Below are 16,834 nucleotides of genomic sequence, written 5' to 3' on the forward strand. Positions count from 1 at the left end.
TCGCCGGATCGCCGCTCAGCTCCGGTATTCCACCGCGCAGTCCCGGCCCGACCGTTTGGCCTGATAGAGCGCGAAGTCGGCGCGACGCAGCACGTCCGACGCCGTGGCATCGCCGGGTAGAAAGCCGGCGATGCCGCCGCTGACCGATAGCGTCACCACCGACCCGTCTATGTCCGCCGGATGCTGCCGCAGGCTGGCGCGCAAGCGTTCGCAGATCGCGCGCGCCACCGCCGCGTCCGCATCGGCCAGCAGCACCAGGAACTCCTCGCCGCCCAGCCGCCCTATCGAATCGCCTTCGCGCAGACAGGTGCGCAGCTGATCGCAGAAGTGCCGCAGCGCGACGTCTCCGCCCAGATGGCCATAGCGGTCGTTGACCTGCTTGAAGTAATCCAGGTCCAGCATCAGCGCCGTGGTCGGTCCGCCCTCCCCGTGCCGGCCGTCTGCCAGACGGTCTTCCATGCGCTTGAGGATTTCGGCGCGGTTCCAGCAGCCGGTCAAGCTATCCACCCTGGCCATCCGCGCCAGCGCCGCTTCGGCGCGCCGGCTTTCGGTGACGTCCATGCCCAGGTTGACCACTTTGCCGTCGGGCAACCTGACGTTGGACCACAGCACCGACAACAGCTCGCCGTCGCGCGTGCGCGGCTGCCATTCGCGGAAAGAGCGGTCGGGCCGCGCGACCACGCTATCCATCGCGCGGTTCCGGACCGTCGGGTCGGGATAGAACAGCGCGAACGGGTCCGGGCTCTGCTTGATCTCGGCTTCTGACCAGCCGAAGCGGCGCGCGCAGGCGTCGTTCCACAAGGTACAGCGGCCGTCCGCATCGAAGGCGTTGATCAGCACCGGCGCCGTCCGGAACAGCGCGCCGAACTGCACAATGACTTCGTTGAGCCGCGCCAGTTCGCGATCGCGGACAGCCACGCCCAGCACGGCGTGTTGCGCATACGCGGCCAGGATATCTTGCGCGTTGGCATAGGCGGACACGTCTGTCAGCGCCCGCCTGAACGCAAAAACGATGTGGCCGCAGGCCACCGCATTGGCGTCGTAAAGGGTGCGCGCCACACAGGCCAGCACACCGGCCTCGCTCAACCAAGGCTCGTCTTGCGGCATGCCATCCAGGCAGGCGTAGGCCGCGCGGTCCGCCAACAAGGCATGCACCGCCTCGTCTGCGCCCGCGAGGTCCGCGGCAATGCCGTCGCGGCAACTGGCGCTGGCGATCAGCCCTGCGGCGTCATCGGCTTGATCCAGCCGGACCCAGGCGTAATCCGCGCCCATGTCCTGCACGGCGCGCCCGGCCAGCGTCTGGAAAAAACGGTCTTGGCCCGCCGCCAGAATTGCGCTGGCGGCCGCCAGGATGCGGCCATCTTGCACGGCCAGAACCTGGGCATGGGCAACATCATCAGACGATGGAATACGCATGGCTCTGCTATCGAGGGGAGGACGGCGCGGCCCTCCGCATAGCGGCCATCGTGGCGACTACAGGCCGAGGGGTTAAAAATCGGGGCCAGTATACGAGTAATCCCTGAGCCCAACTGGCAAGAATCGTCAACGTCCCCTTGGCCAGGCCCCTGCGCGCTACCAGGGAAAGTCGATCAGATCGCCGTACAAGCTGCGCAGCTTGGCCTTCACTTCGGCCGAATTCTGATAGATCGAAATGAACTTCAGCAGCCGCGGGTCCTGCGCGCCGGCCGGCGTGGCCACCCAGCGGATGGCATAGCGCCGCACATTGGCCGGATCGGTGTTGTCGAAGGCCAGGCCGTCCTTTTCGTTCAAGCCGGCCTGTTTGGCAAAGGTGGTGTAGGTGACGGACGCGGTCACGTCGTCGAAAGTGCGCGCGGACTGCGAACCTTCAATCGGCACGAACTTCAGCTTCTTTGGGTTCGACACCACGTCTTCCAGCGCGGCCTGATGCGCCACGCCGGGCTTGAGCTTGATCAGGCCGATGGATTCCAGCAGCAACAGCGCGCGACCGGTATTGACCGGGTCGTTCGGCACCGCGATGGTCGCGCCCTCGGGCATCGCGTCGCCCTTCTTCAGCTTCTTCGAAAACAGGCCAATGGTGGTGGAATAACCGTATGCGATGGGCTTCAGGTTGGCGCCGCGGCGCTGGTTGAACAGTTCCAGGAAAGGTTCGTGCTGGAAGAAGTTCGCGTCCACCGAACCATCGGCCACCGCGATGTTCGGCAGCACCCAGTCGTTGAATTCCACCAGCTTGACGTCCAACCCCTCCTTTTTGGCCTGGGCGATGGCAAGTTCGGTGGCGGCGTTCGCGACGCTCGGAATCACGCCGATGCGCAGCGGCTTGTCCTGCGCCATGGCGTTGCTTGCGCAAGCCAGGACCAGCCCGGCGGCCGCGACGCGGCGGGTAAGTTTCAGAAGCAGTTGATGCAGAAACATAAGGACCATCCAGATATCAAAAACAGGGCATTGCCCGGCACAAGCGCTTATTGTGCAGCAGCCTGCTGCGGCCGCCCGCAATGCCCTTTTGTCACGCAATGGCAATGCCGCGGAGCCGCTGGCGGCGCTAAGATGACTGCAATACCTCCGCGGGAGACCCTCATGAGCGCGGTATTGAACACCCAACCGGGCGCGCAGTCCGCCGCCAGCCACCGCGACCGCGTGGAAGACCAGCTCGGCGCGCACAACTACCATCCCCTCGACGTGGTCATCGCGCGCGGCAGCGGCGTCTGGCTCTACGACGTGGACGGCCGCAAGTACCTGGATTGCCTGTCGGCCTATTCGGCCGTGAACCAGGGGCATTGCCACCCCGCCATTCTCGCCGCCATGAACGAGCAGGCGCAGAAGCTCACGCTGACCTCGCGCGCCTTCCGCCACGACCAGATGGCGCCGTTCTACGAAGACCTGGCCCGCCTGACCGGGGCACACAAGATCTTGCCGATGAACAGCGGCGCGGAAGCCGTGGAAACCGCCATCAAGGCGGTGCGCAAATGGGGCTACGAAGTGCGCGGCGTGCCGCAGGACCAGGCCGAGATCATCGTCTGCGCCAACAACTTCCATGGCCGCACGCTGGGCATCGTGGGCTTCTCGACCGACCCCGACGCCTACGGCCATTACGGGCCGTTCGCGCCGGGCTTCAAGGTCGTACCCTTCGGCGACTACGATGCCTTCGACGCCGCGATCACGCCCAATACGGTGGCCTTCCTGGTCGAACCCATACAGGGCGAAGCCGGCGTGGTCCTGCCGCCCGCGGACTATTTCGCGCGGGTCCGCCAACGCTGCACCGAAAGCGGCATCACGCTGATCCTGGACGAGATCCAGACCGGCCTGGGCCGCACCGGCAAGCTGCTGGCCGAAGAACATGAAGGCATCGAGGCCGACGTGACGCTGATCGGCAAGGCGCTGTCGGGCGGCTTCTATCCGGTGTCCGCGGTGCTGTCCAACGCCGACGTGCTGGGCGTATTCCAGCCGGGCCAGCACGGCAGCACCTTCGGCGGCAACCCGCTGGCCTGCGCCATCGCGCGCGCCGCGCTGCGCGTGCTGACCGAGGAAGGCATGATAGAAAACGCCGCCGCCATGGGCGCGTACTTCCTGGACCGCCTGCGCACCCTGCCCGGCCCGGTGCGCGAAGTGCGCGGACGCGGCCTGATGCTGGCCGTGGAACTGGAGCCCGACGCCGGCGGCGCGCGCCTGTGGTGCGAACGCCTGCAGGCACGCGGCATGCTGGTCAAGGACACCCACGGCCACACGCTGCGCCTGTCGCCGCCCCTGATCGTGACACGCGAGCAGATCGACTGGGCTTGCGATCAGTTGAGCGCGGTACTATCCGCCACTTGATGCACCCCACCGGAGCCCGCGACTTGCAGAACACCGCCAACCTGCCCCAACACATCACCCTGATCGGCGCGCCCACAGACATCGGCGCCGGCGCGCGCGGCGCCTCCATGGGTCCGGAGGCCCTGCGCGTGGCGGACCTGGGTCCGGTCATCGAGGCCCAGGGCTTTCAGGTCACCGACCGCGGCAACCTCTACGGGCCCGCCAATCCCTGGCTGCCACCCGTGGACGGCTACCGCCATCTGGACGAAGTGGCCGCGTGGAACCGAGCTGTGCACGACGCCGTCTACGAGGAACTCAGCCAGGGCCGCCTGCCCATCCTGCTGGGCGGCGACCACTGCCTGGGCATAGGCTCGATCAGCGCGGTGGCGCGCCACTGCCGCGCAGTTGGCAAGAAGCTGCGGGTGCTGTGGCTGGACGCCCATGCCGATTTCAATACCAACGCCTTGACGCCCACCGGCAACATCCATGGCATGCCCGTGGCCTGCCTGTGCGGCTATGGTCCGGCGCAGATCACCGGACTGTCCGGCCAGACTCCCGACATCGAACCGGGCTGGGTGCGGCAGATCGGCATACGCAGCGTGGACCAGGGCGAAAAGCGCCTGGTCCACGAAGCCGGCCTGGAAGTCTTCGACATGCGCTACCTGGACGAAATGGGCATGCGCGCCACCATGGAAGCGGCCTTGGCGGGGCTGGACGAGGACACCCATCTGCACGTGAGCTTCGACGTGGATTTCCTGGATCCGGAAATCGCCCCCGGCGTGGGCACCACCGTGGCGGGCGGCCCGACCTATCGCGAAGCCCAGCTCTGCATGGAAATGATCGCCGATACCGGCCTGATGCGCTCGCTGGACGTGGTGGAGCTGAACCCGGCCTTCGACGTGCGCAACAAGACCGCCGAACTGGCGGTGGACCTGATCGAAAGCCTGTTCGGCAAGTCCACCCTGATGCGCCGCGGCTCCTGAGCCGGCCTGCCCCTGCGCCATGCGGTGACAGCCATGCGCCGGCTCGGGCCGCGCATGGCGCGTGACCCGCGCGCGCTCTGCCTGACTCCCCTATTTCGGCGCCCCCCCTCGCCCGCCCCGACGAGTCCGGCGGATCGCCCCCGGGCCTGGGAAATCCCCTCTGTTGACTTTTCACATGTGCGAATCTAAGTTCTTGCACAGGAATTTTCTTTCACCATTGTGAATTAATTTTCAGCCAGATGGAGAACTGGCGCCCCGCAAGCGGATACACAGCATCAAACGAAAAACCGATAAATCGGCCCGTTCGGGCCGGGAGGCAAGCAGATGCGTATCAAACCCCTGTTGGCGGCGCTGGCCGCCTCGCTGGCCGCCTGCGCGGCCCAAGCCCAATCCGACGTGGTGCGCCTGGGCGTGTCCAACGACCGTTCCGGCATCTATTCGGACCTGGGCGGCCTGGGCTCGGAAATGGCGGTCCGCATGGCGGTCGAGGACTTCGGCGGCAAGGTCGCCGGCAAGACCGTCGAGGTCATAGGCGCGGACAACCAGAACAAGGCGGACGTGGCCTCGGCCCTGGTGCGCCGCTGGTTCGACACGCAGGGCCTGGTGGCCGTGGTGGACGGCGGCGCCAGCTCCGCGGGCCTCGCCGCGCAAGGCGTGGCGCGGGAAAAAGGCGGCACCGCCCTCATCAGCGGCGGCTTCGCCGGCGACTTCAGCGGCAAGCAGTGCAGCAACCTCAGCACGCAGTGGGCGCCCGATACGTATGCCCTGGCCAACGCGGTGGTCAAGAGCGTGGTCGAAAGCGGCGGCAAGTCCTGGTACTTCATCACCACCGACTACGTGTTCGGCAAGTCGCTGGAAGCGAACGCCTCGCGCTTCGTCGACGCGGCGGGCGGCAAGGTGCTGGGCAGCACGCGCCATCCCCTGGGCGCCATGGACTTCGCGTCCTTCCTGGTGCAGGCGCAATCGTCCAAGGCCAACGTGGTGGGCCTGGCCAGCGCCGGCGGCGATCTGGTCAACCTGATCAAACAGGCCCAGGAGTTCGGCCTGACCGGTGGCAAGCAGCGCATGCTGACTTTCCTGACCTTCATCAACGACGTGCAGGCGATGGGCCTGCCGGTGGCGCAAGGGCTGACCTTCCCCACCGGCTTCTACTGGGACGCCGATGCAGACACCCGCGCCTGGACCCAGCGCTGGCAGAAGAAGATGGGCGTGACGCGCGCGCCGTCCATCGTGCAGGCGCTGAGCTACGTCGCCACCACGCACTACCTGCAGGCCGCCCAGGCCGCCGGTTCCTTCGACGGCGCCACCGTCAACCAGAAGATGCGCGAGTTGCCCATCACCACCAAACTGATCAAGAATGCCCGGGTGCGCCCCGAAGACGGCCGCGTCATCATGGATCTGTATCTGGTCGAAGTGAAGAAACCCGCCGAATCCAAATATCCCGGCGACTTCTATCGCATCCTGTCCACGGTGCCGGGCGAAAAGGTCTTCGTGTCCCTGGCGGACAGTGAATGCCCGAGCGTGAAGAAATAGCGTTGCCGCGCCGCGCCCGCCCTGCGGGCCGGCCGTTAAAAACACCCAGGAGGAGACATCCCATGAAGTGCTATTGCGTCGTGAACTTCCGCGAACCCCTGCAGGAAATGAACCCGCCCACCCCGACGCCGCAGGGGTCGCAGGTGCTGCTGAAGGTACGCGCAGCGGGCGTTTGCCACAGCGATATCCACTTGTGGGAAGGCGGCTACGACCTGGGCCAGGGCCGCACGCTGTCGCTGAAGGACCGCGGCGTCTCGCTGCCCCTGACCATGGGCCACGAAACCGTGGGCGCCGTGGTCGCCGCTGGCCCCGACGCCCAGGGGCTGCCGGTCGACCGCAACTACCTGGTCTATCCCTGGATCGGCTGCGGCAACTGCCCGCCTTGCCAGGCCGGCATCGAAAACCATTGCTCCGCGCCCGCCTGCCTGGGCGTGCACCGCGCCGGCGGCTACGCCGACCACATCCTGGTGCCGCACCCGCGCTACCTGATCGACATCGGCGACCTCGATCCCGCGCAGATCGCCCCCTATGCCTGCTCCGGGCTCACCACCTATTCCGCGCTGAAGAAGATCGGCGCCGACGTGTACCGCTCGCACCCCGTGGTCATCTTCGGCGCCGGCGGCCTGGGCCTGATGAGCCTCACGCTGATCAAGGCCCTGGGCGGTGCGGGCGCCATCGTGGTCGACATCGACCCGGCCAAGCGCCAGGCCGCTTTGGAAGCCGGCGCCCTGGCCGCCATCGACGGTGCGGCACCCGACGCCGCGCAGCAGATCATCAAGGCAGCCGGCGGCAAGCCCGTGCAGGCCGCCATCGATCTGGTCGGCGCGCCCGCGACCACCTCGCTGGCCTTCGACTTTCTGACCAAGGGCGGCAAGCTGATCATCGTGGGCCTGTTCGGCGGCGCCTCGTCCTGGCCGATCGCGCTAATCCCCATGAAGGCCCTGTCCATCGTCGGCAGCTACGTCGGCAACCTGGCCGAACTGCAGGAACTGATGGAACTGGTGCGGGCCGGCAAGGTGCCGCCCATGCCGGTGCACCGCCATGCGCTGGCCGAAGCCGACAGCGTGCTGGCGTCGCTGCGGGCCGGCAAGGTGGTGGGCCGCGCGGTGCTGACGAACTGAACTAGACGGGCCGCAGGCGCGGATCGTAGATGAAGCGGTCGCGCCGCACCACCACGATATGCTCGGCATCGGGGTGCGCCGGATTGATCAGGAAATTGCAATCCGGCACGCCCCGATAGGGCACGATGGCGCTGGGCAGTTCCAGCAGCGCCGACACGCCGGACTGCACCCAGTTGTCGCCCACGGCCTGCGAGGCCTCGGCGAAAGGCACCGCGTCCCAGAACGGATAATCCTCTTGCAGCTGCGTCAGGCTGAGCGTCTGGCGGGCTTCATGCACGGCGCACGGCACGGCCAGTTCGATCAGATAGCGGTTGGCCTGCTCGGACGCGCGGGCCGCAAAGTGCACCACGGTTTCCAGCACCGCCAGCGCCACGCTGGCCGAGGCATAGACCACTGGCGTGCCGGGGCTGTTGTAGCGCCCGCCCACGGCCGCGGCCCCCGCCCCGCTCACATCGTCGGCGCGGTACTTGCCTGCGGTCGTGCCGATGCGCCAGATCGAAACGCTGTCATCGGTCATGCGTAGACGCCCGCCGCGGCGCGCGCCAGCGTGTCTTCGACGATGCGGCTGCTGGCGTCGGAGGTCAGCAGCGACAGCGGTTTGACGTTGCCAAGCGCGGGCACCGGCGTGTTCAACCAGGCCACCGCCTCTTCGTCGCTGCCCAGCACCTGGCGCGCCACCCGCGCCACCCGTGCCACGCGCGCCAGGCGATCGGATTCGCCCAGGGGCAACATCAGGCCTTCGCGGCTCCAGCGCGACAGCGAAGCCGCCTTGACCTCGGTGATGGCCATGATTTCAGACTTGGGCACCTGCAGGTAGTCGGCGGCGTCGTCCACCATCTGCGCGGGCAGGCCGCGGCGCACGTCGCGCGCCATGTCGACCAGGGGGCTGTCGACCAGGCTGCGGAACAACTGCTTGGCGCGCGCCGCGGCATGGCGCGACGGACGCTTGGCGGGGGTTTTTTCGAGGGCGGCTACGCTCATGGCCTGGCTCCTGCAAGTCTGGGCGTCCACGGCGGCGGACACACCATGAATTCCAAATAGAATTCATGATATCCCATTTGGAAACACCATCACAAGATCCGTCCCTAACAATGCCATGCCTCCAGATAGGCGCCGGATTTGGGCATATCATAGGCGGCTGTAACACGATTAATCAGACACTAATAAGGACTGGCGATGACGGACCGGCAGCTGACGATACTCGCGGCGTTGAATCTCATGGTGGCGGTGGGCGCCGGGGCGTTTGGCGCCCATGGCCTCAAGCGCATGCTCACGCCGGAACTGCTGTCCGTCTGGCAGACCGGCGTGCTGTATCACCTGATCCATGCGCTGGGCCTGTTCGTGGTCGCGCTGCTGGGCGCCCGCTACGGCTCGCCCCTGCTGTCCGCGGCGGGCGTGGTGATGTTCGTCGGCATTGTGCTGTTCAGCGGCAGCCTGTACGTGCTGTCCCTGACGGGCACGCACTGGCTGGGCGCGGTCACGCCTTTCGGCGGCGTCGCCTTCCTGGCGTCCTGGGCCATGGTCGCGCTGGCGGCCTATCGCGCCCAAGGCTGAATTCCCTCCTCTTTTCCTTTTCAGGCGGCCGGAACCGCCCACCCTCCCAGGCTGTAGATGTCCACTTCTTCCGTACTGCCCGCCCCCCAGACCCAATCCGCCGCAGCAGGCATTGCCTGTGTGGTGGGCGGCATTTTCTTTCTGACCCTGAGTGACGCCAATGCAAAATGGCTGGGCGCCCACTACAACCCGCTGCAGATCCTGTTCCTGCGGGCGCTCATCGCCCTGCCTTTCGTCATGGCGCTGGCGCTGTGGCTGGGTGGGCGCCGGGTCTTGCGCACCGCCCATGCCGGGCTGCACCTGACGCGCGGCGCCATCAACGTGGTGTCCGCCTATTGCTTCTATCTGGGGCTGCGCACGCTGCCGCTGGCCGAGGCCACCGCCATCGCCTTCGCCGCGCCGCTGTTCGTGACGGCCCTATCGGTGCTGATCCTGAAGGAGCGCGTGGACGGCAAGCGCTGGCTGGCCGTGCTGGCCGGTTTTGCCGGCGTGCTGATCGTGGTGCGGCCTGGCGCCGCCACCTTCCAGGCCGCAACCCTGCTGCCGCTGATCACTGCCATGCTCTACGGGGTAATGATGATCACGGCCCGCGGCATCAACCGCAACGAAGGCATGCTGACGACCACGCTCTACATCGTGCTGGGCCAGCTGGTCTGTAGCGCGGTCGCGCTGCCCCTGGTCTGGGAGCAGCCCGCGATGGCGGACCTGCCGTACTTCGGCGCGGTCGCGCTGTTCAGCACCCTGGGCCTGGCGCTGATCACGCAGGGATTCCGCATCGGGCCCGCCTCGGTGGTCGCACCCTTCGATTACACCGGACTGATCTGGGCCACCGTCCTGGGCTGGGTCTTCTGGCACGAGACCCCGGACGCCTATGCCTATCTGGGTGCGCTCTTCATCGCCGGCAGCGGCGTCTACATCGCCGTGCGCGAAGCGCGGGCCAAGTCCAAGTCCCGCACCCGCAAGCCGGCCAAAGGCTGACGACGCGTTATTCCGTGGGCGGCGGAAAATGTCGCCGCAGCACCCGCGCCACGTTGGGTTCCAGCGCCGCCTCGCGCGCCACGGCCGTCAAGGCAGGACATTCGGATGCGAACCACGCCTGCCCCGGACGCCAGCGCGTCATCACGGTCACATACAGGTCCAGCGCCGAAAAACGCCGGCCCAGCATGTGCGGCGCGCCGGCCTGGCGCTCCAGCTCCAGCCAGATGTCCGCCCGCCGCGAGTGCACTCGCTCGCGCAGCAGTTCGGCGGCCGGGCCCGCGCTGGTCCACTGCGGGGGATCGTCGCCGTAGGTGAACGTGGGATAGACCGCCGCCACCAGGCGGATCAGCAAATTGAGAAAGAGCGCCCGTTCCGGCTTGTCGGCCGCAGGCGCCAGCCCGGCTTGGGGCGCCACGTCGTTCAGGTGCAGGATCATGGCGGCGCTCTCGGTCATGACCCCGCCGTCCGGCAGCACCAGCGTGGGCACCTGCCCCAGGGGATTCAATTGCAGCAGCCTGTCACGCTCGGCGCAGGGCTTGAGGTACGGCAGGTCTGTCAGCGTATGCGGCACATTGGCCAGCACCAGCGCCATCTCGACGATGGCGGATCCGCAACCGGCGGACCCGATCAGCTCATACGGTTTCATGGCGTTCATCCTCCCTGTTCTGCCGGCGCCAGGCGCAGCAATTCGCCCGGCGAGGCGTCGGTCAACACGTACACATAGCCGTCCGGCCCTTGCCGCACGTCGCGTATCCGCTGCTTGCGGTCCGTCAGCAGCCACTCCTGGGCCACCACGCGGTCGCCGTCCAAGGTCAGGCGGATGAGATTCTGGTTGGCGAGCGCGCCGATGAATACGGAGTTGCGCCAGGCCGGAAACCGGTCCGCGTTGTAGAAAGCCATGCCGCTGATGGCCGGCGACTTGGGCCACCAGTACAGCGGCGCCTCCATGCCGGGCAGTTCCGCGCCCTTGGCTTCGGGGATGGGCTGGCCGGAATAGTTGATGCCGTGGGTGACCAGCGGCCAGCCGTAGTTCTTGCCGCGCTGGACCAGATTGATCTCGTCCCCGCCGCGGGGTCCGTGTTCGTTTTCCCAGAGCTGGCCGGTCCAGGGGTTGAGCGCCATGCCCTGGGGATTGCGATGGCCGTAGGACCAGATCTCGGGCCGCGCGCCGGCCTGGCCGACGAAAGGATTGTCGGTCGGCACCGAACCGTCGACCTTCAGCCGCACCACCTTGCCTTGCAGCTTGTCCAGGTCCTGCGCGGTAGGCCGCTGGTTGTTTTCGCCCAGCGAGATGTAGAGATAGCCCTTACCGTCGAACACCAGCCGCGAGCCGTAATGCAGGCCCGACGACAGCTTGGGTTGCTGGCGGAACAGCACACGGAAATCCTCCAGCGCCGAGCCGTCGGCGGACAGCCGGCCGCGGCCTACCGCGGTGCCGCTCTTCGAGCCCTCGGCTTCGGCATAAGACAGGTAGACGTATCTGTCCTTGGCAAAATCCGGCGACAGCGCCACGTCCAGCAGGCCGCCCTGGCCCTGCGCCGCGACCTTGGGCACGCCGGCCAATGGCTTGGACAATCCGCCCGGAATGCGCAGCAGCCTGAGGCTACCGGGACGCTCCGTAATGAGCACGCCGCCCTCGGGCAGAAAGGCCATGGCCCAGGGATGGTTGAGGCCGCCCACCACGGCCGTGACGCGGGCCGGGACGGAAGCGGGTTCGGGACCGGGCTGCGCGGACACGGCCAACGCGGCGCTCAGCGTGAACGACAGGAACAGCGCGCGCGTGATCGCGGCGGGGCGTGACGGCATGGGCATCTCCGGCAACGGGTGGCGTACCATATCGGCCAGGAACGGAGATCCCCGTCCTTGCTCTCAGGAGACCCCATCTGATGAAACTGTACTACATGCCCGGCGCGTGCTCGCTCGCATCCCATATCGTTCTGGAATGGATCGGCAAACCCTATGAAACGCACAAGCTGAGCCGCGACGAGCTCAAGGGCCCGGAGTTCCTGAAGGTCAACCCGCTGGGCGCCGTGCCGGCCCTGGCACACGATGGCTGGACCGTGACGCAGAACGCCGCCATCCTCGAATACCTGGCTGAACATGCCCCGGAACTGAACCTGCTGGGCGACGGCACGCCGCGCTCGCGCGCCGAAGTGCGCCGCTGGCTGGGCTTTATCAACTCCGATATCCACAAGACCTTCTCGATGATCTTCGGCGCCCCGCGTTTCCTGGGCGACGAAGCCGCGCAGAAGGAACTGGCGGCATCCGCTTCCGCGCTGCTGAGCAAGCTGTTCGCGCAGCTGGACGGCCAGCTCGCCGGCAAGTCCTACCTGACCGGCGACAAGCCCTCCATCGCCGACGCCTACCTGTACGTGGTGCTGCGCTGGGCGCACGGCAAGGAAGTGAACCTGGCGGGCCTGGACAACCTGGCCGCCTTCTTCAAGCGCATGGAAGCCGACAAGGGCGTGCAGGCCGCGCTCAAGGCCGAAGGCCTGTAAGGCTTTCCGAGGCTTGCGCCGACTGGCGCAAGCCCTCAGCGGGAAGCGTCCGACGCTTCTGCCAGATCGGGCGGCGCACCCTCTTCCAGCGTCTTCTTCACCGCCGCCAGAAAGCGCCGCGCCAGCAGGGGCGGCGCGCTCAGATTCGAATGCGTGGCCCAGATGTCCACGCTGGCCTGCGGCGATATCGGCCGCAACACCATATGCGCGGCCTGGTCCGGCGTCACGCACCAGGCGTCGACCAGCGCCGGCCCCAAGCCCTGCTGCACGAACGAACAGGCAGTCACGGGCGAATGCACCTCCACCGCCGCCGCGCAAGCCGGCCCCTCGCCGAAGAAAGGCTTGAGCGCCCGCGCCAGCGGCGTGTCGCGCGGATAGCCGATCCAGGCCGCCGTGGAGAAATCCTCCGGCTGTACGACTTCGCGCGCCGCCAGCGGATGGCCGGCAGGCAGCGCGCACAGGATCGGCACCTGCGCCAGGCGCACGGATCGCAGATTGGGATGATCGGGCGGCTGCATGGAAACGCCGATGTCCGCCTGGCCCGACAGGAAATACGCCGCCAGTTCATCGAAGGTCACGCTGCGGTAATCGACCCGCGCGTCGGCGTTGCGGCCGCGGAAACGGTCCAGCGCCATCGGTATCAGGCGCTGGCCGAAACTGGCGCTGGCGACGATTTTCAGCATACCCGCGCCCGATTGGCCAAGGCTGGCCGCCAGGTCGTTCACGCGTTGGATGCCGCCATAGACCTGCTCGACTTCCGCGTACAGCCGGCGCGCCTCGGCCGTGGGCGACAGCCGGCTCTTCACGCGCTCGAACAGCTTGTAGCCCAGCCGGCTCTCGGTCAGCGCCAGCACGCGGCTGACCGCGGGCTGCGACACATGCAGCATGCGCCCCGCGCCGCTGATCGATCCGGCCATCATGATGGCCCGGAACACCTCGATCTGGCGCAGGTTCAAAGGCCGACCGGCAGTGGGTCCGACCTCGTCCGCGTAGGCATGCTCATCCATTTTTTCCCCTGGCAAATCAGCCCCAAACCGATAACGCCCGATTATAGGTTTTCGACATTTTTCGATGAGGGCGAGCGCCGTCCCGGGGTGTAACCTGCCCGCCTCAACACTAGAAAACCAGGGGAAATCCACCATGCACAGCAAAGTCATCCGCGGCCTTTCCGCGCTGGCGCTCGGCGCCGTCCTGACCGCCACTGCCACCGCCGGCGCCTATCCCGACAAGCCCATCACCTTCGTGGTGCCGTCCGCCGCGGGCGGCTCGCCCGACGTGCTGTCGCGCCTGATCACGACCCAGCTGGCGCGCGACACCGGCGCCACCGTGGTGGTCGAAAACCGCCCCGGCGCCGCCGGCAACATCGGCATCGCCCTGGTCAAGCGCGCCGCGCCCGACGGCTACACGGTCGGCTACGGCAACATCAACACGCTGGCCGTGAACCGCTCGCTGTTCAAGCGCCTGCCGTATGACGTGGACGCGGACCTGACTCCCGTGGCGCATCTGTTCGATCTGTACAACGCGCTGATCGTACCGGCCGACTCCCCGGTCAAGAGCGTGCAGGACTTGATCGACCGCGCCCGCAAGGAACCCGGCCGCCTGTCCTACGGCGCCTCGGGCGTGGGCACCACCGGCCACATGGGCGGAGAACTGTTCAAGAGCATGGCCAAGATCAACGTCATGTTCATCCCCTACAACGGCGGCCCCGCCGCCATCCAGGACCTGTTGGGCGGCCGCCTCGACTACCTGTTCGTCAACACCTCGGAAGCGACCCCGCTGGTCAAGAGCGGCAAGGTCCGCGCCATCGGCGTAAGCAGCCTGAAGCGCCTGGCGCTGATGCCCGACGTACCCACCCTGGACGAAGCCGGCCTGAAGGGCTATGAGACCGTCGCCTGGGGCGGCGTGGTCGCGCCCAAGGGCACGCCGCCGGAAGTGGTCGCCACCCTGAACGCCGCCATCCAGAAGGCGCTGCAGGCGCCTGACGTACGCACCGGCCTGGCCACGCTGGGCGCCGAACCGGCCAGCGGCTCGCCCGCCGACTTCAAGCAGCTGATCGACCGCGAAACCGCCAAGTGGCAACAGATCATCGACGGCGCCGGCATCGAGAAACTCGATTGAACATGAGCACGCGCATGCTGCAAGCAGACTTCATCGTGGCAGGCGCCACGCTCATCGACGGCAGCGGCGGACCCGCCCGCCAGGGCGACCTGGCGGTGCTGGACGGACGCATCGCGGCGCTGGGCGAGTTCGCCCATCCCGCCGGCGTCCCCGTCATCGACGCCAGCGGCATGACGCTGGCGCCCGGCTTCATCGATTCCCACACCCACGACGACGGCTACCTGCTGGCGCACCCGGACATGCTGCCCAAGGTCTCGCAGGGCATCACCACCGTGGTCACCGGCAATTGCGGCATCAGCCTGGCGCCGCTGACCGGCGCCGCGATCCCGCAACCGCTGGATCTGCTGGGTCCGGCCGAGCTGTTCCGTTTCGGCACCTTCCGCGCCTGGCTGGACGCACTGCGCGCCACGCCCGCCGCCGTCAACGTCGCGCCCCTGGTCGGCCACACCACGCTGCGCGTGGCCGTCATGGCAGACACCTCGCGCGCCGCCGACCCGGACGAGCGCGCCGCCATGCGCGAATTGCTGCAAGAAGCGCTGGACGCGGGCGCCTTCGGCGTTTCCACCGGCACCTTCTACCCGCCGGCCAGCGCCGCGCCCACCGACGAAATCATCGACGTCTGCGCGCCGCTGCGCGGCCGTCCCGGCGTGTACGCCACCCATCTGCGCGACGAGGCGGACCACATCGTCCCGGCCATGGAAGAAGCGCTGCTGATCGGCCGCGAACTCGATTGCCGCGTGGTGTTCTCGCACCACAAGCTGGCCGGCGAACGCAACCACGGCCGCAGCCGCGAAACCCTGGACCTGATCAGCCGCGCCGCCGCCAGCCAGGCTGTGTGCCTGGACTGCCATCCCTACCCTGCCACCTCCACGATGCTGCGGCTGGACCGGGCGCGGCTGGCCAGCCGCACCATGATCACCTGGTCCAAGGGCTACCCCGAGGCCACCGGCCGCGACTTCGGCGAGGTCATGGCCGAACTGGGCCTGGACGACGAGGCCGCCATCGCCCGCCTGGCGCCGGCCGGCGCCATCTACTTCCTGATGGATCCGGCCGACGTCGGCCGCATCTTCTCGCATCCGCTGACCATGGTGGGTTCCGACGGCCTGCCGTTCGACCCGCATCCGCATCCACGCCAATGGGGCACTTTCACCCACGTGCTGCGCGCCATGGTGCGCGAACAAGGCCTGCTGACACTGGAAGCCGCCATCCACAAAATGACCGGCCTCGCCGCGGACCAATACGGCATCGCGCAGCGCGGACTGCTGCGCGAGGGGTATCATGCTGATATGGTGCTGTTCGATCCCGCCACGGTGACAGATGTGGCCACTTTTTCAGCTCCCATTCAGGCAAGCCAAGGCATCCAGGCAGTTTGGGTCAACGGCAAGCAGGTCTGGGACGGGGAACGAACCGGCGCCGAACGCCCGGGCCAGGTTCTGACGCCCGGGACGGCATTAGCTCGGAGTGAATAACGTGAACAACTATTCCCAGGGTTGTTACCTGGGTGTATTGGGCGGCATGGGCCCCATGGCCGGCGCGGCCTTTGCCCTGCGCCTGGCGGCACTTACGCCCGCCGCGATCGACCAGCAGCACATTCCCACACTGCTGCGCAACGACCCCCGCATCCCCGACCGCTCCAGCGCCTACATGGCCGGCGGCGAGAATCCCCTGCCCTACATGCAGGAAGGCGTGCGCTTCCTGCAGGACGCCGGCGCGCGGCTCATCGCAATTCCCTGCAACACGGCCCACCTCTGGTACGACCAGATCGCCGCGTCCACCGGCGTGCCGGTGCTGCACATCATCCAGGCCGTCATCGACGACCTGCGCCGCCTGGGCCTGTCCGCCGGCCGCATCGGCCTGATGGGCACCGCCGCCACCTTGAAGCTGGGCCTCTACCAGCAGCATCTGGAAGCGCAAGGCTACCAATGCATCGTGCCGGACGACGATGAAGTCGAGCGCTACTGCATGGGTTCGATCCGCGCGGTCAAGGCCAATCGCCTGGAAGACGCCTACGCCCCGGCCGCCGAATGCATCGCCCGCCTCAAGGCGCGCGGCGCGGATGCCGTGGTGCTGGGCTGCACCGAACTGCCGCTGGCGGTGCCGCACGCGCTGCGCCCCAGCCTCGGCGTAACGCTGACGGATTCGATCGACGCGCTGGCTCGGGCGGCGATCGCGCACTACCAGGCCGAGGAACTGGCGGCCGCTTGAGCCGCCGCAGCCCGTCCGCGGGGAAACGAAAAAAAAGCGCATCTTGCGATGCGCCCGAATTTCCCTTCGCGGG

At 67.4% G+C, this 16,834-nt stretch carries 17 protein-coding genes; 10 read left to right on the plus strand and 7 right to left on the minus strand.

Translation table 11 applies throughout. From position 1 onward, the window contains the following. Positions 1-15 precede the first annotated feature (15 nt). Together AXYL_RS35310 and AXYL_RS16355 are read right to left on the minus strand one after the other, a co-directional pair. Positions 16-1,416, minus strand: coding sequence for a diguanylate cyclase (locus tag AXYL_RS35310; protein WP_013393928.1), 1,401 nt, complete (start codon positions 1,414-1,416; stop codon positions 16-18). Between the two features lie 156 nt (positions 1,417-1,572). Further along, positions 1,573-2,394 (minus strand): MetQ/NlpA family ABC transporter substrate-binding protein, encoded by an 822-nt coding sequence (locus AXYL_RS16355; RefSeq protein WP_013393929.1) that lies wholly within the window; start codon positions 2,392-2,394, stop codon positions 1,573-1,575. A gap of 162 nt (positions 2,395-2,556) precedes the next feature. Between AXYL_RS16355 and rocD the strand changes: the two genes are divergently transcribed. From rocD to AXYL_RS16375, 4 genes are all read left to right on the plus strand, one after another. Further along, the gene (rocD, locus tag AXYL_RS16360; RefSeq protein WP_013393930.1) at positions 2,557-3,792 is read left to right on the plus strand and encodes an ornithine--oxo-acid transaminase; all 1,236 of its coding nucleotides are present in this window, start codon (positions 2,557-2,559) and stop codon (positions 3,790-3,792) included. Beyond that, positions 3,792-4,754: an arginase gene (gene rocF, locus AXYL_RS16365; protein WP_013393931.1), complete on the plus strand. Its 963-nt coding sequence runs from the start codon at positions 3,792-3,794 to the stop codon at positions 4,752-4,754. Before rocD ends, rocF begins: the two co-directional genes overlap by 1 nt. 324 nt (positions 4,755-5,078) lie before the next feature. Continuing rightward, positions 5,079-6,287 (plus strand): ABC transporter substrate-binding protein, encoded by a 1,209-nt coding sequence (locus AXYL_RS16370; protein WP_013393932.1) that lies wholly within the window; start codon positions 5,079-5,081, stop codon positions 6,285-6,287. 62 nt (positions 6,288-6,349) lie between these two features. Next, entirely contained in the window at positions 6,350-7,408 is a 1,059-nt protein-coding gene (locus tag AXYL_RS16375) for an alcohol dehydrogenase (protein WP_013393933.1), read from the plus strand. Between the two features lies 1 nt (position 7,409). Here the strand turns inward: AXYL_RS16375 and AXYL_RS16380 are convergent, their stop codons facing one another. Next, positions 7,410-7,925 (minus strand): RES family NAD+ phosphorylase, encoded by a 516-nt coding sequence (locus AXYL_RS16380; protein WP_013393934.1) that lies wholly within the window; start codon positions 7,923-7,925, stop codon positions 7,410-7,412. Further along, positions 7,922-8,389 (minus strand): antitoxin Xre/MbcA/ParS toxin-binding domain-containing protein, encoded by a 468-nt coding sequence (locus tag AXYL_RS16385; RefSeq protein ID WP_013393935.1) that lies wholly within the window; start codon positions 8,387-8,389, stop codon positions 7,922-7,924. The genes AXYL_RS16380 and AXYL_RS16385 overlap by 4 nt, the downstream gene beginning before the upstream one ends. 195 nt (positions 8,390-8,584) lie before the next feature. On the opposite strand from AXYL_RS16385, the gene AXYL_RS16390 reads away from it, so the two are divergent. Next, a complete protein-coding gene (locus AXYL_RS16390) occupies positions 8,585-8,962 on the plus strand; it encodes a DUF423 domain-containing protein (RefSeq protein ID WP_013393936.1) in 378 nt (125 codons plus the stop codon). A gap of 57 nt (positions 8,963-9,019) precedes the next feature. Continuing rightward, entirely contained in the window at positions 9,020-9,940 is a 921-nt protein-coding gene (locus AXYL_RS16395) for a DMT family transporter (protein WP_013393937.1), read from the plus strand. A 7-nt stretch (positions 9,941-9,947) separates the two neighbouring features. On the opposite strand, the gene AXYL_RS16400 is transcribed toward AXYL_RS16395, so the two are convergent. Together AXYL_RS16400 and AXYL_RS16405 are read right to left on the minus strand one after the other, a co-directional pair. Then, a complete protein-coding gene (locus AXYL_RS16400) occupies positions 9,948-10,586 on the minus strand; it encodes a glutathione S-transferase family protein (RefSeq protein ID WP_013393938.1) in 639 nt (212 codons plus the stop codon). 5 nt (positions 10,587-10,591) lie between these two features. Further along, a complete protein-coding gene (locus AXYL_RS16405) occupies positions 10,592-11,746 on the minus strand; it encodes a PQQ-dependent sugar dehydrogenase (RefSeq protein ID WP_013393939.1) in 1,155 nt (384 codons plus the stop codon). Between the two features lie 80 nt (positions 11,747-11,826). On the opposite strand from AXYL_RS16405, the gene AXYL_RS16410 reads away from it, so the two are divergent. Next, positions 11,827-12,438, plus strand: coding sequence for a glutathione S-transferase family protein (locus AXYL_RS16410; RefSeq protein WP_013393940.1), 612 nt, complete (start codon positions 11,827-11,829; stop codon positions 12,436-12,438). 35 nt (positions 12,439-12,473) lie between these two features. Here the strand turns inward: AXYL_RS16410 and AXYL_RS16415 are convergent, their stop codons facing one another. Continuing rightward, complete coding sequence (locus tag AXYL_RS16415; protein ID WP_013393941.1) at positions 12,474-13,445, minus strand: LysR family transcriptional regulator; 972 nt, start codon at positions 13,443-13,445, stop codon at positions 12,474-12,476. A 133-nt stretch (positions 13,446-13,578) separates the two neighbouring features. Here AXYL_RS16415 and AXYL_RS16420 point away from each other — a divergent pair, with 133 nt between their 5' ends. The 3 genes from AXYL_RS16420 to AXYL_RS16430 are packed head-to-tail and all read left to right on the plus strand — an operon-like array spanning position 13,579 to position 16,761. Beyond that, positions 13,579-14,556, plus strand: coding sequence for a Bug family tripartite tricarboxylate transporter substrate binding protein (locus tag AXYL_RS16420; protein WP_013393942.1), 978 nt, complete (start codon positions 13,579-13,581; stop codon positions 14,554-14,556). A 2-nt stretch (positions 14,557-14,558) separates the two neighbouring features. Continuing rightward, on the plus strand, positions 14,559-16,025 hold the full coding sequence (locus AXYL_RS16425) for an N-acyl-D-amino-acid deacylase family protein (protein ID WP_013393943.1): 1,467 nt from the start codon (positions 14,559-14,561) through the stop codon (positions 16,023-16,025). Positions 16,026-16,080: 55 nt separating this feature from the next. Beyond that, a complete protein-coding gene (locus AXYL_RS16430) occupies positions 16,081-16,761 on the plus strand; it encodes an aspartate/glutamate racemase family protein (RefSeq protein WP_413772873.1) in 681 nt (226 codons plus the stop codon). Positions 16,762-16,834 lie beyond the last annotated feature (73 nt).

Origin of the sequence: Achromobacter xylosoxidans A8 (assembly GCF_000165835.1) — a bacterium.
Taxonomy (GTDB): Bacteria; Pseudomonadota; Gammaproteobacteria; order Burkholderiales; family Burkholderiaceae_B; genus Achromobacter; species Achromobacter xylosoxidans_B.

What these genes read in the sequence shown, in the direction of transcription:
- AXYL_RS35310 (WP_013393928.1), bottom strand. Translation starts at nt 1,416, where the DNA reads ATGCGTATTCCATCGTCTGATGATGTTGCCCATGCCCAGGTTCTGGCC.
- AXYL_RS16355 (WP_013393929.1), bottom strand. Translation starts at nt 2,394, where the DNA reads ATGTTTCTGCATCAACTGCTTCTGAAACTTACCCGCCGCGTCGCGGCC.
- rocD (WP_013393930.1), top strand. Translation starts at nt 2,557, where the DNA reads ATGAGCGCGGTATTGAACACCCAACCGGGCGCGCAGTCCGCCGCCAGC.
- rocF (WP_013393931.1), top strand. Translation starts at nt 3,792, where the DNA reads ATGCACCCCACCGGAGCCCGCGACTTGCAGAACACCGCCAACCTGCCC.
- AXYL_RS16370 (WP_013393932.1), top strand. Translation starts at nt 5,079, where the DNA reads ATGCGTATCAAACCCCTGTTGGCGGCGCTGGCCGCCTCGCTGGCCGCC.
- AXYL_RS16375 (WP_013393933.1), top strand. Translation starts at nt 6,350, where the DNA reads ATGAAGTGCTATTGCGTCGTGAACTTCCGCGAACCCCTGCAGGAAATG.
- AXYL_RS16380 (WP_013393934.1), bottom strand. Translation starts at nt 7,925, where the DNA reads ATGACCGATGACAGCGTTTCGATCTGGCGCATCGGCACGACCGCAGGC.
- AXYL_RS16385 (WP_013393935.1), bottom strand. Translation starts at nt 8,389, where the DNA reads ATGAGCGTAGCCGCCCTCGAAAAAACCCCCGCCAAGCGTCCGTCGCGC.
- AXYL_RS16390 (WP_013393936.1), top strand. Translation starts at nt 8,585, where the DNA reads ATGACGGACCGGCAGCTGACGATACTCGCGGCGTTGAATCTCATGGTG.
- AXYL_RS16395 (WP_013393937.1), top strand. Translation starts at nt 9,020, where the DNA reads ATGTCCACTTCTTCCGTACTGCCCGCCCCCCAGACCCAATCCGCCGCA.
- AXYL_RS16400 (WP_013393938.1), bottom strand. Translation starts at nt 10,586, where the DNA reads ATGAAACCGTATGAGCTGATCGGGTCCGCCGGTTGCGGATCCGCCATC.
- AXYL_RS16405 (WP_013393939.1), bottom strand. Translation starts at nt 11,746, where the DNA reads ATGCCGTCACGCCCCGCCGCGATCACGCGCGCGCTGTTCCTGTCGTTC.
- AXYL_RS16410 (WP_013393940.1), top strand. Translation starts at nt 11,827, where the DNA reads ATGAAACTGTACTACATGCCCGGCGCGTGCTCGCTCGCATCCCATATC.
- AXYL_RS16415 (WP_013393941.1), bottom strand. Translation starts at nt 13,445, where the DNA reads ATGGATGAGCATGCCTACGCGGACGAGGTCGGACCCACTGCCGGTCGG.
- AXYL_RS16420 (WP_013393942.1), top strand. Translation starts at nt 13,579, where the DNA reads ATGCACAGCAAAGTCATCCGCGGCCTTTCCGCGCTGGCGCTCGGCGCC.
- AXYL_RS16425 (WP_013393943.1), top strand. Translation starts at nt 14,559, where the DNA reads ATGAGCACGCGCATGCTGCAAGCAGACTTCATCGTGGCAGGCGCCACG.
- AXYL_RS16430 (WP_413772873.1), top strand. Translation starts at nt 16,081, where the DNA reads ATGGCCGGCGCGGCCTTTGCCCTGCGCCTGGCGGCACTTACGCCCGCC.